The following is a 13,178-nucleotide window of genomic DNA, read 5'->3' on the forward strand; positions in this document are numbered from 1 at the left end:
GAACCTAAAAATACTCAAAAAAATTAAATCAAATTTTTAATTTTAGCATGCTGTAATAACATAATCGTTTTAGCATCAGTAATCTCACCCGATTCGATCATGTTGTAAGCTTCATCAAAAGTATATTCCAGCACTTCAATGTTTTCTTGTTCGGCGTCTAATCCTCCGCCATCATTTACTTTCATGGTTTCATCATATTCACCCACAAAAAGATATAAAATCTCGGTAACAGATCCTGGCGACATATACGTTTCAATCACTTTCTGAACTTTATTTAAACGGTAACCTGTTTCCTCTTCGGTTTCACGAATTACAGCTTGTTCAGCATTATCCTGATCAAGAAGTCCAGCGCAAACCTCAATCATCATTCCGGTTTTATTTCCGTTAAGATAAGTGGGCAAACGAAACTGACGCGTTAAGATTACTGTTTTTTTAGATGAATTGTACAATAAAATAGCGGCTCCGTTTCCGCGATCATACACTTCACGGATATGCGATTCTACTTTACCATCTTTCTTTTGATAATCAAAAGTTACTTTGTTTAGTATGTACCAATTGTCTGATAGTAGCTTAGTTTCGGTAACTTTAATTTCTGGATTTTTCATAATAAGAAATCTTTTGTATAAAAAAACGCTCTGGTTATCAGAGCGTTTAGATGTATTATTTTGTTATTGTTTGCTTTCTGTCAGGTCCAACAGATACAATCTTAATTGGCACTCCAACTTCTTCTTCAATAAACTCAATATATTCTTTTAGCTCAATTGGTAGTTGATCGTAAGTTGTCAATCCTGTTAAGTCAGCTTTCCATCCTTTAAATTCTTTATAAACAGGAGTTACGTTTTCCGGCTCGATGTTGTAAGGAAAGTGAGAAATGTTTTGCCCTTTATAGTTGTATTCTGTACAAACTTTCAAAGTTTCGAATCCTGAAAGAACATCGCCTTTCATCATCATTAACTGAGTAACACCGTTTACCTGAACAGCATATTTTAAAGCAACAAGATCTAACCATCCGCAACGTCTTTGTCTTCCTGTAACAGATCCAAATTCGTTACCTACTTTTGCCATAGTAGCACCAACTTCGTCAAAAAGTTCCGTTGGGAAAGGTCCGCTACCAACACGTGTAACGTAAGCTTTAAAAATTCCGTAAACTTCTTTGATTTTGTTAGGAGCAATTCCTAAACCAGTACAAGCTCCGGCAGCAGTAGTATTTGATGAAGTTACGAAAGGATAAGTTCCAAAATCAACATCTAATAAAGAACCCTGAGCTCCTTCGCATAAAATAGATTTACCTGCTTTTTGAGCTTGGTAGATATATTCTTCACTGTCGATAAAATCTAATTTTTTTAATTCTTCGATAGCTTCAAAAAACTCTTTTTCAAGTTCAGCTAAATTGTATTGAATCGCTACGTCATAAAAAGCAATCATTGCTTCGTGTTTGTCAGCCAATGCTCTGTAACGTTCTTTAAAGTCTTCTAATTCAATATCTCCAACACGCAATCCGTTTCTTCCGGTTTTGTCCATATAAGTTGGTCCAATTCCTTTTAGAGTAGAACCAATTTTAGCTTTTCCTTTAGATGCTTCAGAAGCTGCATCAAGCAAACGGTGCGTTGGTAAAATTAAATGTGCTTTTCTTGAAATGATCAATTTATTTTTGATGTCAAGGTTAAATTTCTCTAAACCTTCGATTTCTTTTTGAAAAACTACCGGATCTATTACAACACCATTACCAATGATGTTTATTGAATTTTTATGAAAAATTCCAGAAGGAATGGTTCTAAGTACATGTTTAATTCCGTCAAACTCTAATGTATGTCCTGCATTTGGTCCTCCTTGAAAACGTGCAATAATATCATAATTAGAGGTAAGAACGTCAACAATTTTCCCTTTACCTTCATCTCCCCATTGTAATCCTAGTAATAAATCTACGGTCATTCTGTTTTAATTTGCGTTGAGGCAATTTGAGTTGCCCTACTGATTAATGTAGTTAATTTTCTTTTTTTTATTTTTTAAATAATGCGTTTCCGGACTATTGTTTTTGCTTTTTGTTTCCGTAGAAATACAATGAATGATTCGTGATTTCGATATCAAATATTTCTTCGATTGTTTTTTTGATGGTTTGAATTCTTGGATCGCAAAATTCGATTACCTCACCAGAATCAGTCATGATAATATGATCATGCTGTTTATCAAAATATGATTTTTCGTAGTAAGCCTGATTTTGCCCAAATTGATGTTTTCTAACCAATGCGCAGTCTAACAATAACTCGATCGTGTTGTATAATGTAGCCCTACTCACACGATAGTTCTTATTTTTCATTTTGATATATAAGTTTTCTATGTCAAAATGCTCTTCGCTGTCGTAAATTTCCTGAAGTATAGCATAACGCTCAGGAGTTTTGCGATGCCCTTTTTGCTCAAGATACATTGTAAATACATTTTTTACAATTTCTTGATTCTTAGTGTTGTCAGTTGAAATGAGTGTCATATCCGGCAAAGATAAATTTTTATTTTTAATGAATAAAAGTTTCGGGTTTAAAGTTTAGTTATAAAACCCTTATAGATAGGTTAAAAAGTTTAGGTTCTGTATTCTCTGGTCACTTTATCAACTCCATCAATTTTTTTAATCGCATTAATCATTTTCTTCAAAATGGTATTGTTCTGAACAATTACAGCAATCTGACCATGAAAAATTCCCGCATCTGTACTCAACGAAATGCTCTGGATATTCACGCTCATATTGTTCGAAATTACCCTTGTTAACTGATTTGTAAGTCCTAAAACATCCATTCCGGTAATGTTGATAATAGCCTTGAATTCTTCCTGCGATGAATCAATCCATTTGGCGCTCATAATTCTGTAAGCATAGTTTGACTGCATACCAATAGCGTTCGGGCAGTCTTTTTTGTGCACTTTAATACCTTCGTTTATCGTTACAAATCCAAAAACGTCATCTCCAGGAATTGGATTACAACATGGCGAAAGTTTATAATCGAGTTTATCATGTTCAGTACCAAAAACCAGCATGTCATAATTACTGCTAATGACTTGTTTATGAATATCATCGGCGGCGGTTGTATCTTTATTTCTTTTAATTTTATTTTTAAAGAAATTGATAAACGTATTGCTTTTTTGAGCGGCGTAATCTTTTAATTGCTGATTTTCTATTGCCCCAATTCCAACTCGGTAAAATAAATCTAAACTCGTTTTTAGTTTAAAAAAGTTGACTAATTCATTAATAACCTGCTCGTTGATCGTTATTTTTAAATGTCTTAGTTTTCGGGTAAGTAATTCTTTTCCTTCTTCAGCAATTTTTTTAGTGTTCTCGTTAAGAACGTTTTTTATTTTCGTTTTGGCTCTTGACGTTGTTACATATTCTAACCAGTTTACCGTAGGTTTTTGATTGGCAGAAGTAATCACTTCGACTTGATCGCCACTTTTTAACTCGTGATTTAATGGAACCAAACGTCCGTTTACACGCGTTCCTCTGGTTTTTATTCCAATTTCGGAGTGAATACTAAACGCAAAATCAAGTGAAGTAGCACCTTTTGGCAATGACTTAATTTCTCCTTTTGGCGTAAAGACGAAGATTTCTTTCGAATATAAATTCATTTTAAAATCTTCAACAAAATCAACCGCGTTAGTTTCCTGATTTTCCAATGCTTCGCGAAGCAAATTCAGCCAAACGTCCAGACCGCTTTCTTCTGTAGCACCGTTTTTATATTTGTAATGCGCTGCATAACCTTTCTCAGCGATTTCATCCATACGCTCGCTTCGAACCTGCACTTCGACCCAACGGCCTTTTGGTCCCATTACGGTAATGTGCAAAGCTTCGTAACCGGTTGATTTAGGAGATGAAATCCAGTCACGTAAACGACTCGGACTTGGTCTGTAATGATCTGTTACGATCGAATAAATTTTCCAGGCCACGAATTTCTCATCGTGCTGATCTGATTTATAAACAATTCTAAGAGCAAATTTGTCATACACTTCATCAAAACTCACATTTTGAGCGCGCATTTTACGACGGATCGAATAAATAGATTTCGGACGTCCTTTTATGACATAATCAATGCCTTCATTGTCCAGAGATTTTTTTAGAACATCCGAAATATCTTTGATATAAACATCCTGTTCTTCTTTTGTCTCTCTTATTTTGCTTACAATATCATTGTAAACAGCTGGTTCTGTATATTTTAAACCTAAATCTTCCAATTTGGTTTTTATGTTATAAAGTCCTAAACGATGGGCGAGAGGCGCATAAATATAAAGCGTTTCCGAAGCAATTTTAGTTTGCTTGTATTCTGCCATCGAATCCATGGTTTGCATATTATGCAAGCGATCGGCGAGTTTTATCAAAATTACACGAACGTCATCGTTCAGTGTAAGGATCATTTTTCTGAAATTTTCTGCCTGCATCGACGCATTCAGATCTTTTTGAACTAACGAAATTTTGGTTAAACCTTCAACAAGTTGCGCCACTTTTGGGTTAAATAAACGCTCAATATCCTCGACTGTCATAGGAGTATCTTCGACAACATCGTGCAATAAAGCCGCCGCAATAGAGGTCGCTCCTAAACCAATTTCAGAAGCCACAATTTTCGCAACTGCAATAGGATGAAAGATATACGCTTCGCCAGATTTACGTCTTTGTTCTTTATGTGCATCTACTGCGACATCAAATGCTTTTCGGATTAATTTTTTGTCGGTTGGACTTAAAGTCTGATAACTGATTCGAAGTAATTCTTTATACTCTTGGGCAATTGCTTTATTTTCTTTCTCAATATCTATTTCTATCATAACGGCATAGTTCAAGTACTAAAAATAAGAATAAGTTTGAATATACGCAAGGGAATGAGGGGTTGATTTTAGATTTTAGATTTCTGATTTTAGAGGGTAGATTTTGGCTTGTCAAATCGAGCGGAGTCGAGATTCTTTTGTAGTAAAAAGGACTTCGACTCCGCTCAGTCTGACATTAGCCAAAAACTTAAAAAATGAGATTTGTTAAGAGATGGCTTTGTCAAAATTAGTGAGTGCATTTTTTGTTATCCCGAGGGTTAATTTTTTTCAAAAAAAGCATTATAAATGACGTCATTGTTAGCGAAGTCGAAGAAGATACAAGAAATTCTATAATCTTTGCCATGAAACGCAGTTGACACGGATTTGCTTTGCAAAGACGCGGATTTAAACGGATTTTATTTTAATTCCAAGAAACGTCATTGGTAGGAACGAGGGATCTCCACAAGAAACTAACACAAAGTATATTTAGATTGCGGAGCTACTAACGGAGATCCCTCGTTCCGGGATGACAAGATTGAGGTGATAACTGAGACTGAAAACTGCGACTGAAAACTGAAAACTAAAAATTATTCTTTCGAAAAATCCAAATCCTGAAAATCATAACTAAAATCAGTTAGTTCAGAGATGGGAAGCATTTTTAGATTAATGACTTTTCCGGTTTCGTCATATTTGAAAAGCAAATGTGCATCAGCATGAAAAAAGGCGTTGTTCCATTTTACGACATAATTTCCAACTTTATAAAAGAAAACTTCACCAACAAGTTGTGGCGAACGTTTTGATGCAAAATAGGCCTTTCCTTTTTTCTCTGTTATGGTAACTTCTCCAAACCAATTGTCCTTGTAAGTCCCGGTTATTTTAGAGAAATCAATTTTTAGTTTGTCTTTTTTATTTTTGGCAACTGCTGCCCAAACTTCGTCAGTCACTTTATCTGCCGATGCTTCGCTGGCTTTCACACGGTTGCTGTAAGTGGTTACATAATCTTCGGGTTTAATGCCCAGATAACTGTCTTTTATGGTGTTGGTTATAGCTGTAAATGCCGCTCCGGATTGTTGATTGGTCAGGACAATAATTCCTAAACCTATCTCCGGAATCAAAGTAGTTTGTGTCACATTTCCTTCTAATCCGCCGGTATGCGAAACTTGTTTGTATCCTTTTACATCACTCAAAAACCAACCTAAACCATATCCTGAAAAATGAGTATTGTAAGGTAGTTTTGTTTTTGCCGGAATAATGGTTTGCAATTGCCACATTTCGTCGTGTTCTTTCTCTGAAAATAATTGCTTATTGTCTCCGTATTTCCCATTGTTGATTTGTAAAATCGCCCATTTACTCAAATCATTTACGCTTGAATAAATTCCGGCAGCTCCGTCAAAAAGCTGATTTTCATAACGTTTTATCGTTTTCAGTTTTCCGTCAACAGGAACATGCGGAGTAATAACATTTGTAGTGTCTTTTAAACGTTTTACAGAAGCTACACTATTGTTCATTTCCAGAGGTCTCATGATGCGTTCCTCAACAAAATCGGCCCAGGTTTTTCCGCTTACAACGTGTACAATTTCTCCTGCTATGATGTACATCAAATTGTCGTAATCGTATTTGGTTCTAAAACTCGAAACCGGTTTTAAGTATCTTAAATTATGAACGATATCCTGTGCTTTAAAATCGCTTCCGTCAGGCCAGATCATTAAATCTCCTGCTCCAAGTCCGAGGCCGCTTCTGTGCGTTAAAAGATCACGAATTGTAAATTCGCGAGTCACATAATCATCGTACATTTTAAAATCCGGAAGATATTTCAGGACTTTATCATCCCATTTTATTTTACCTTCATCAACCAACATGGCAAGCGCTGCAGTTGTAAATGCTTTACTATTTGAGGCAATCCCAAAAAGAGTATTGGCATCGACTTTTTGTTGTGTCAAAACCGATTTTACTCCATATCCTTTTGCCAAGACTACTTTTCCGTCTTTTACAATTGCAACCGCAATTCCGGGAACATCAAAAGCTTTTATGGTACGATTGACCAATTCATCTACTTCCTGATTCGTAATTTGAGCCGAAACTGAAAAAGAAAATAATAAGGCTAAAAGTGATAATTTATAACTCATAATTTTGAATTTGTAATTAATTAAATCCTCTTTGGCGTTTGGCTTCAAAAATTAAAATAGCAGCCGCAACTGAGACATTCATGCTGTCGATTTCGCCCTGCATCGGAATAATAATATTCTGTGTTGCAGCATCACGCCACTCCTGCGTTAGTCCCGTGGCTTCTGTACCCACAACCAAAGCCGTTGGAGTAGTAAAATCCTGTGTATGATAAGAGGTTGAATTTTGTAGTGTAGCGCAGTAAAAATCGATCTTTTTTTCTTTCAAAAAAGCGATAATTTCAGCAGTGGTTCCTGTGGCAATCTGGTTGGTAAACAAACACCCAACGCTCGAACGAACAATATTTGGGTTGTACAAATCACTTTTTGGGTTGGCAATCAAAACCGCATCCAGATTTGCAGCATCGGCAGTACGCAAAAGAGCGCCAATATTTCCTGGTTTTTCTGGTGCTTCGGCAACAATTATCAACGGATTATCAGATAATTTTAAATCAGATAATGACATCGATTTGGTTTTGGCTATAGCCAAAATTCCTTCGGTAGTATCGCGATACGCTAGTTTTTGATAAACTTCTTTATTGATTTCGATTAATGAAACTGGCGTATTTACCAATTTATTGATCTGATTTTCAGTTACCAATTCCGGTAAAAATAAAACAGTTTCTATTTCGTAACCGCCTTTTATGGCAAGTGAAATTTCACGTAATCCTTCAATCAAAAATGTTCCGGTTTGTTTTCGGGCTTTTGCCTTTTCTTGTAATAAAACGAGCGATTTTATAAACGGATTTTGTATTGAAGTGATTTGTTTCATTTTTTTTAAAGGTACTTAGGTTCTGAGGCGCTAAGGTACTGAGATTTTTTTTAAAAGTTGCAAAGGTTGGGAGGTGCAAAGGTTCAGAGGTTTAAAGCGAAATAAAAAAAGTTAGCCACAGATTAAGGATTAAAATGATTCCTATAGTTTTTTAAATCATTTTAATCTTTAATCTGTGGCTAATAAATTAGCGCAAATTCGTGAAATTCGTGGCAAAAAAAATTATTCTTCTTTAGAATTGTTTTCTTCCAATAATGTAATTTCTTCTTCTTGTGGTCTTGATACTACCTGATCTTTTTTGCCAAAAAGAAACTTCTTAAGACCCGCAAATGCTGCAATAATTCCGATTACGATGATTTTTCCAAATTTAGCCAAAATAGCAAAAAAGCCTACTTTTGCTAAAACTTTCCCGGCAACTAAACCTCCAATTGTCCAGGCGGCAACGGTATCTGTGTCAGCATCAAAATCAAGATATTTATGCCCCTGATTAAATTCTACACTTTTTAAGATTCCAGGAATACTTGCTTTTACTTCTGCAAGTTCGCTCATACCAGCAACGGCCGAAATATTGTACATTCCTTTTCTGCCTAAAATTCGTAAATCATAATTTAAAGTATTGGCTTGGTCCTGACCAAATTTTAATTCTTTTGCCCAATGCAACACTTTTAAATTACTGTCATAATAGGGTTTTGATGCCCAGCCTATTAATTCTATTTCAGGATAGCCACCTTTTTTTCTTTCTTCATTTTCTGCGAGAAAATCTTCTTTCATGGTTTTTAGCAAATCATCGTAATCAATGTCATTTGCATCGTCGTCTTTTACAAAACCATCTCCCTGATAATTAATAACAAACATCCAGCTATTACTGTGTGTTACGCCTTTTCCGTCAGGAACTAGAGACCCTAAGACTGTTTTGTCTTCAGGATTTCCCCATAAATTGGTCAAAATGCCCTGAGTTTGTTCTGCATTTAGAAATTTAAATCCTTTCGGAACATTTAGTGTTCCGTCACCTTCAGATAAAACGATTTTCCCTGATTGGTAATTTAAAGTTTTTTCAAAAAGTTCATCGTTATTTTTAGGTTCCTGAGCAAAAATTTTGGGGATAAAAAAAGCAACTAAAAAAAGAAATGCTAAAGTTTTTTTCATTTTGGTTAATTGGTTTTGGTTGGTTGTTATTTTTGGTTTAATTTATTATTCCTGAAATATTTCTTTAATTTCATCGGCCACAGGATGCGAAGTTGTAAAAGTGTATCCCATAACTTTGGCGATGGTTTGTGCAGTTTGTTTTTGATACAATTGCGATTGGGTTTTTACTTCGCCTTTTGGTGCGATTTCCGGACCCATTGCAGCAAACCAAATCTCAGATGCTCCTGCAACATCAGATCCATGATCTGTCCATTGTTTTTTCTTTTTATCGCCACGACCGTGATCGACAGTAATCAATAAAGTAGTTTTGTTTTTGTATTGCGGATCATTTTGTACAAATTCCCAGATTTCCTTAATCCATTTATCAACCTGATTGGCAGCGTCAAGATACGATCTGTATTGGCCTGAATGCGCCCACTCATCAGTTTCGCCGTAAGCAATATAAAGTACTTTTGGTTTCTTTGTTTTAAGTTCGTCCATAGCCTGATAATGGGTAAAAACATCCAGACATTCATCTTCATGAAAAGGCTTATAAGAGTTATCACGCATTGCATTGAGCAGTTTCTGAGTTTCGGTTGGATTATTTCCTCCAATGCTGTCAAAGGCAGAAATTACAGGAAAACCACTTCTTTTTTCGTTTAAGATTCGATCAAAGGCATTCCATGCACCAAAAGCATTCACTTTAGCGTTTAGATTAGGCTGTTGGTTTAAAAACTCCAACACATTTACATTCGGATTGTCTTTATAATGATTAGAATTCACTGCATTATCTGCATTTCCGGTCATCATTTCGCTATATCCGGGATAGCTAATCCAGTATTTATTGGTAACATCTACTTTATTACCCAAATCACGATTGCCATAAATTTGTCCTTTCGAAGCAATTTCAGACCATAAAAAAGGCATTATTTTTTGGCGGGCTTCTGCAATATCAGCACTTCCGTATTTTTTGTAAATATACTTTCTGTCTCCCTGATTGAATTTTTTATTGTCGGCAATTTCTTTGTCCATTCCCTTAAAAACTTCCTGCCATCTAAAACCATCTGTGGTTATGATGATGATGTTTTCTGTTCTTTGTGCGTAGGATAAAAGGCTTGTAAAGGCGAATATAAATGCAGTTATTTTTTTCATATTTAGTTAATTTACATTAAAAGGATTAATTAGAATTTATAAATCGATATCTCAAAACTAACTAATATTGCTGTAGTGATACATTTATTGTTAGTTCATATCTTAAATATAACCATAAATTAACAAACATCCTTCTACAAAATCCCTCTCGCCTTAATTTCTAAATATTTATTAATCGTATCCAAAGTCAGATTTTCAGGTTGTGTTAAAACCGAATGTATTCCGTATTTTTTCAGCTCGTTTGCGATTAATCGTTTTTCGAACATGAATTTTTCGGCGATTACTTTATCGTAAACTTCCTGAATAGTGTCGGTTTTTTTATTGATGATCGAATTCAGTTCTGTATTGCTAAAAAAGACAACAACTAATAGATGGCTTTTTGCAATTCCTTTTAAATAAGGTAACTGGCGATTTAAACCGTCCATAGTTTCAAAGTTTGTATACAAAATTATCAAACTTCTCTGATTGATGTTTTTCTTGATGTCGACATACAAACGGCTATAATCACTTTCGAAAAAGTCAGTTTTGATGTTGTATAAAGTTTCGAGGATTTTCTGCATTTGCGAAGCTCTTTTCTCGGCAAAAACTCTATTTTCTACTTTTTTGGAAAAGGCAAAAATTCCGGCTTTATCCTGTTTTTTCAGAATTACATTGGCTAAAACCAAAGTCGAATTAATAGCATAATCCAATAAACTCAATCCGTCAAAAGGCATTTGCATGACACGCCCTTTATCGATCGCCATATAAACCGATTGTGATTTTTCGTCCTGAAACTGGTTCACCATCAACGAATTTTTCTTTGCCGTGGCTTTCCAGTTTAGCGTTCTTAAATCGTCGCCCTGAACATATTCCTTGATTTGTTCAAATTCCATTGTATGACCAATTCGGCGTATTTTCTTGATTCCGTATTGATATAAATTATTCGAAAAAGCCAGTAAATCATATTTTCTTAACTGAATGTAAGACGGATATGTGGGCACCATTTTATCTTTATCGAAAGAAAATCTTCTGGAAACTAATTTTAGAGGAGAAGAAACATAGATATTCAGATATCCAAAGAAATATTCGCCGCGTTCTGTTGGACGCAGATCATAACCAAATTCTTTATGTTCAGAGGCTTTAATCGTTTTTACAATTTTGAAATCACGTACCTGAAACTGAAACGGAATTTCGTCTATAATCTTAACTGAAATCTTAAAAGTATAACGGTTTTTGATACTGACAGTTACAGGATTTAAATCACCGTTCGAAAGTTTTTCTGGTGTTATTCTTTCGGCTTCGATTCCTGTTTTGCTAATGTATAAAATTAAAATATCAAGCCCCAAAAAAGTGACTAAAACCAAAACTACAAACCAAACAGCATTGTATAAGTTTGGAAAAATAAAAGCGCAAACAAATAATCCAATAATGCCCAAAAGCATATAGAAGAAGAAGTTATTGAGGTAAAGGCTTTTTATGAATTTCAATTTTTATAAAATTAGGGTTAAAGGTCTTTGTACTATATTTTAGTAAAGCTTTGATAATTAAAACCATCTAAAACGGCAATTTTCCAGATTCCATTTTCTTTTACAGCAGTTACTTTATATTTAGGAGTTTCTTTCCATTCTGTCCAGGTCCAGTAAAAAGTAGCTTTATTATTCTGAATCTTTAAATCGTTTATTTTTAATGTTTTCCAGTACGATTCAGGATAGTCCTGACACTCACACCACGGGTTACTATCTGAGCCGTATGGAGGTAATTCTCCAACAAAATATTCGATCTTATTGGTTTTAAGATTCTCGCCAATTTTCAATGCAATTTTGTTATAATTATCAATAAATTGTTGTGCAAAAAAATTAGAGTTTTTAAGTTCGGCCAATATTTTATTGTGTGTTTTTGTATTTAGTGCAACATATTTATCTCCTTTTTTATTTTCGACAACATCAAAATCAACTTTTGTTTTCTTGGTTTCGATCCATTCATAGGTTTTCCTGATCAATGTTTCGAGTTGCTGTTTATCAGTCGCAAAATAAATTGATGTATTTGTATGCTTCGCCTGTTTCGTATCTACTGGTTTAAAACTCACCAACGAAGTAAAAATAAAAGACAGGAAAAATAATGTAGAAAATTTCATTAAAAAAGGTTTATTATTAGCATAACGACTGAAAAACTGAAAACTGCCACTGCGACTGAAAACTATCTCGGAATCTCAACAGTTTCTATAATTTGTTTTATAATTTCAGAGCTTGTAATACCTTCCATTTCGCGTTCTGGCGCTACAATTACACGATGTTGCAAAACCGGAATCGTAGCTTCTTTAATATCTTCAGGAGTTACAAAATCACGTCCGCGAATGGCGGCGAAACCTTTTGCAGCGTTTAAAATCGCGATCGAAGCACGAGGCGAAGCTCCCAGATATAAAAACGCATTTTCGCGGGTGTTTACTACAATTCTTGCAATATATTCCAGTAGGTTTTGCTCTACTCTTATTTGTTTTACTAAAGCCTGATATTCTTTTATTTCAGCGGCAGAAAGTATTGTTTTTATAGCTTCCAGTTTTCCCTGATCCTGCAATAAATGTTCTCGTTGAATGATCAGGATTTCTTCTTCTAATTTTGGGTAATCAATTGTAATTTTAAATAGAAAACGGTCTAATTGCGCTTCCGGCAAACGGTATGTTCCTTCCTGCTCAATTGGGTTTTGCGTTGCAATAACCAAAAAAGGCGTTTCAAGTTGGTAAGCAGATCCGTCAATTGTGATCTGGCGTTCTTCCATAACTTCAAAAAGTGCTGCTTGTGTTTTGGCAGGCGCACGATTGATCTCGTCAATTAAAATTAAATTAGAGAAAATAGGCCCTTTTTTAAACTCAAATTCAGAAGTTTTTAAATTAAAGATTGAAGTTCCTAAAATATCAGACGGCATTAAATCCGGCGTAAACTGAATTCGGCTAAAGCCAATATTCAACGTTTTCGATAATAATTTGGCTGTGATGGTTTTAGCAACCCCCGGAACACCTTCGAGCAAAACGTGACCGTTTGATAAAATCGCAACCAAAAGCTGATCGATCATTTTGTGCTGCCCTACAATTACGGTTTCCAGTTCTTTTTTGATACTGTTTACGTGATCTAAAAGCGGCGTTAGATTTATTCTGGTTTCAAAATTCACATTTTCGTTTGTGATTTCGTTCTCTGTTGTGTTGATATCGTCCATGT

General features: G+C 35.0%; 11 protein-coding genes. All 11 read right to left on the reverse strand.

All coding sequences use genetic code 11. The features are described 5' to 3' along the window. Positions 1 to 23: 23 nt before the first annotated feature. The 11 genes from LNP81_RS12830 to LNP81_RS12880 all read right to left on the reverse strand — a co-directional run bounded on the left by LNP81_RS12830 (position 24) and on the right by LNP81_RS12880 (position 13,176). Complete coding sequence (locus tag LNP81_RS12830) at positions 24 to 605, reverse strand: NUDIX domain-containing protein (protein WP_230036373.1); 582 nt, start codon at positions 603 to 605, stop codon at positions 24 to 26. A gap of 55 nt (positions 606 to 660) precedes the next feature. After that, positions 661 to 1,932 (reverse strand): adenylosuccinate synthase, encoded by a 1,272-nt coding sequence (locus LNP81_RS12835; protein WP_078008344.1) that lies wholly within the window; start codon positions 1,930 to 1,932, stop codon positions 661 to 663. Positions 1,933 to 2,026: 94 nt separating this feature from the next. Next, positions 2,027 to 2,485, reverse strand: a complete 459-nt coding sequence (locus tag LNP81_RS12840; RefSeq protein WP_026981862.1) for a Fur family transcriptional regulator — start codon at positions 2,483 to 2,485, stop codon at positions 2,027 to 2,029. A gap of 89 nt (positions 2,486 to 2,574) precedes the next feature. Next, complete coding sequence (locus LNP81_RS12845) at positions 2,575 to 4,797, reverse strand: RelA/SpoT family protein (protein WP_230036375.1); 2,223 nt, start codon at positions 4,795 to 4,797, stop codon at positions 2,575 to 2,577. 566 nt (positions 4,798 to 5,363) lie between these two features. Then, entirely contained in the window at positions 5,364 to 6,902 is a 1,539-nt protein-coding gene (locus LNP81_RS12850) for a serine hydrolase (protein ID WP_230036377.1), read from the reverse strand. Positions 6,903 to 6,918: 16 nt separating this feature from the next. Continuing rightward, complete coding sequence (locus tag LNP81_RS12855) at positions 6,919 to 7,710, reverse strand: TrmH family RNA methyltransferase (protein WP_230036379.1); 792 nt, start codon at positions 7,708 to 7,710, stop codon at positions 6,919 to 6,921. A gap of 222 nt (positions 7,711 to 7,932) precedes the next feature. After that, positions 7,933 to 8,856 carry a DUF2167 domain-containing protein gene (locus tag LNP81_RS12860; protein WP_230036381.1) on the reverse strand — a complete coding sequence of 308 codons (924 nt, stop codon included), beginning with the start codon at positions 8,854 to 8,856 and terminating at the stop codon, positions 7,933 to 7,935. A 45-nt stretch (positions 8,857 to 8,901) separates the two neighbouring features. Then, complete coding sequence (locus LNP81_RS12865; protein WP_230036383.1) at positions 8,902 to 9,987, reverse strand: phosphoglyceromutase; 1,086 nt, start codon at positions 9,985 to 9,987, stop codon at positions 8,902 to 8,904. A gap of 134 nt (positions 9,988 to 10,121) precedes the next feature. Then, on the reverse strand, positions 10,122 to 11,408 hold the full coding sequence (locus LNP81_RS12870; protein ID WP_230040912.1) for a DUF58 domain-containing protein: 1,287 nt from the start codon (positions 11,406 to 11,408) through the stop codon (positions 10,122 to 10,124). Positions 11,409 to 11,485: 77 nt separating this feature from the next. Next, entirely contained in the window at positions 11,486 to 12,100 is a 615-nt protein-coding gene (locus tag LNP81_RS12875; protein WP_230036385.1) for a hypothetical protein, read from the reverse strand. A gap of 62 nt (positions 12,101 to 12,162) precedes the next feature. Further along, a complete protein-coding gene (locus tag LNP81_RS12880) occupies positions 12,163 to 13,176 on the reverse strand; it encodes an AAA family ATPase (RefSeq protein WP_230036387.1) in 1,014 nt (337 codons plus the stop codon). Positions 13,177 to 13,178: the final 2 nt, after the last annotated feature.

The organism is Flavobacterium piscisymbiosum, assembly GCF_020905295.1.
Taxonomy (GTDB): domain Bacteria; phylum Bacteroidota; class Bacteroidia; order Flavobacteriales; family Flavobacteriaceae; genus Flavobacterium; species Flavobacterium piscisymbiosum.

Excerpts from the sequence above, each read along its gene's own strand:
- LNP81_RS12875 (WP_230036385.1), bottom strand. The coding sequence starts at position 12,100 with ATGAAATTTTCTACATTATTTTTCCTGTCTTTTATTTTTACTTCGTTG.
- LNP81_RS12870 (WP_230040912.1), bottom strand. The coding sequence starts at position 11,408 with ATGCTTTTGGGCATTATTGGATTATTTGTTTGCGCTTTTATTTTTCCA.
- LNP81_RS12880 (WP_230036387.1), bottom strand. The coding sequence starts at position 13,176 with ATGGACGATATCAACACAACAGAGAACGAAATCACAAACGAAAATGTG.
- LNP81_RS12850 (WP_230036377.1), bottom strand. The coding sequence starts at position 6,902 with ATGAGTTATAAATTATCACTTTTAGCCTTATTATTTTCTTTTTCAGTT.
- LNP81_RS12835 (WP_078008344.1), bottom strand. The coding sequence starts at position 1,932 with ATGACCGTAGATTTATTACTAGGATTACAATGGGGAGATGAAGGTAAA.
- LNP81_RS12860 (WP_230036381.1), bottom strand. The coding sequence starts at position 8,856 with ATGAAAAAAACTTTAGCATTTCTTTTTTTAGTTGCTTTTTTTATCCCC.
- LNP81_RS12865 (WP_230036383.1), bottom strand. The coding sequence starts at position 9,987 with ATGAAAAAAATAACTGCATTTATATTCGCCTTTACAAGCCTTTTATCC.
- LNP81_RS12855 (WP_230036379.1), bottom strand. The coding sequence starts at position 7,710 with ATGAAACAAATCACTTCAATACAAAATCCGTTTATAAAATCGCTCGTT.
- LNP81_RS12845 (WP_230036375.1), bottom strand. The coding sequence starts at position 4,797 with ATGATAGAAATAGATATTGAGAAAGAAAATAAAGCAATTGCCCAAGAG.
- LNP81_RS12830 (WP_230036373.1), bottom strand. The coding sequence starts at position 605 with ATGAAAAATCCAGAAATTAAAGTTACCGAAACTAAGCTACTATCAGAC.
- LNP81_RS12840 (WP_026981862.1), bottom strand. The coding sequence starts at position 2,485 with ATGACACTCATTTCAACTGACAACACTAAGAATCAAGAAATTGTAAAA.